Genomic DNA, 1672 nt, shown 5'->3' with positions numbered 1-1672 from the left:
GGCTGCTCCGGCGGCGGACGTCTCGGCTGGCCGTTGCCGCGTCGTCTGGGGGGGTTCGCCGGGGGTGGTGCCCGCAGGGGGTGGCGGTGGTCCGGCCGGGGGTGCCGCTGCTGCCTCTCCGCTTTCGGGGCGGCGCTGGGGCGGGGCGGGCGAGTGGACCGGTCCTGGCGGCTCGGCGGTCGTGTCCTGCGACGTCGCGGTCCGTTCCTCCCCGCCGGGCAGCTTCTCGCCGCTCTCCCGTTGACGAGGCAGGCCGTAGTAGTCGTACAGCCTGCGCTCCTCCTCGAAGGGCAGCTCGCCGCGCTCCGGGGAGACATGGGGCGCGTCCTTGACCTGGTTCTTGCTGTAGCGCACCTCGATGCCGCCGTTCTCGGTCATGTGCATTCCGGCCATCGGCACGAAGATCTCGTGCATGCCGAACAGGCCGGTGTGCACCGTCAGCCAGGAAGGTTCGCCGGATGGGCCGTCCAACCAGACCTGCGCGACCTTGCCGATCTTCTGGCCGTCCGCCCCGTAGACGGTCCGGCCAGGAAGTTCCCTGATGTCCTGCACGTCACTGGTCATGTTTGCCACCTCCAGACGACTACTCTGATTGGAGTACCCGCGGGGTGGTTCTGCCAGGCGAAATACCCGAAGGTGTGAGCGGCCGTCGGCTGCGGCACCGGGGGCCTCGCCCGTAGGTCGTGGCGGGGTTCGTGGGCCTCGGGCACCACCCGTCCGTGTCCCGGCGCGCGCGCTCCGGGACAGCGAGGGGAAGGGGGCGCCCGGCCCGGTCGCGGACCGGCACCCGTGCCGCACCGGGGGCCCCGCCCGGCGCCGCGCCCACTCCAGTGATCACTCTCCGTGACAGCGCCGGCAGCCGCGCCGCCGGTCGGTTGAGTGCCTTCCCAAGCTCGTCCCGCCGGGCCACTATCGATCACAGCGCCCCGGTCGCGGACGGGCGCGGTGAGGGGGAGGAAGCCATGTGGTCGAGCCGGCAGGACGTTCTCCGACTGTTCCGCATCGCCCTGCGCCGCCCACCCTGGCATCTCGCCCTCGCCCTGGTGATCTCCGCCTGGACCCTGGCCTGGATCGTCGGCCACTACCTCGTCGGTGCGGGGTGGAGCCCGCTGCGGGTGCCGGAGGCGGCCCTGGCCGGGCTGGGGGTGGACCTGGGCGGGGTGCTCTCCGGGGTGCGCGAGTGGTTGGAGGCGAGCGAGCGGGCTCCGATGCTGCGGACCCTGGGCTGGTTGGCGGGAGTGGCCTGGGCCGCGACGACCCGCAGGGCGCAGTTCTCGGCGCTGCTCGGGTGGATCGCGGTGATGGTTGCGGCCGAGGGGCTGGGCTACCACGGTGCCGTGCACCGCGCAGTGCTGGGGATGGTGCTGTTCATGGCGGTGCTCTACCTGTTGGCGCTCCCCTTCCGCCGGGCCGTGGTCGACCGCACCGCCCGGTTGCTTCCTCCGGACGTCCTGTCGGCCGGGTCGCTCGCCGCCGCGTTGGCCGCGGTGGTTCCCCTGCTGCTTCCCGCCGCCGTCCTCCGCCGGGTGCTCCGGCCCTACCTGACGCTGCCACCCCGCCTGCGGTCGGCTGACCTGCCTCCGGTGGTCCCCACGCCACGGTCGCCGGTCGAGCAGCGCTTCCCCGGCGACCCGTCACCGCCGGTGACCGGGAGCGGGGGGACCGTCGAGCC

General features: G+C 73.5%; 2 protein-coding genes. One reads left to right on the top strand and one right to left on the bottom strand.

The window, feature by feature from the left end:
- Positions 1–564 (bottom strand): PRC-barrel domain-containing protein (locus ACTIDRAF_RS31020; protein WP_016701270.1); only part of this gene is annotated, 564 nt, incomplete at its 3' end.
- Between the two features lie 398 nt (positions 565–962).
- On the opposite strand from ACTIDRAF_RS31020, the gene ACTIDRAF_RS31015 reads away from it, so the two are divergent.
- Positions 963–1672: hypothetical protein (locus tag ACTIDRAF_RS31015; RefSeq protein ID WP_016701269.1), on the top strand; the 710-nt coding region annotated here is incomplete at its 3' end.

It is taken from the genome of Actinoalloteichus spitiensis RMV-1378 (genome assembly GCF_000239155.1).
GTDB lineage: Bacteria > Actinomycetota > Actinomycetes > Mycobacteriales > Pseudonocardiaceae > Actinoalloteichus_B > Actinoalloteichus_B spitiensis.
Note: the sequence above shows the minus strand (reverse complement) of the source record. Positions and strands in the feature narration are given on the sequence as shown.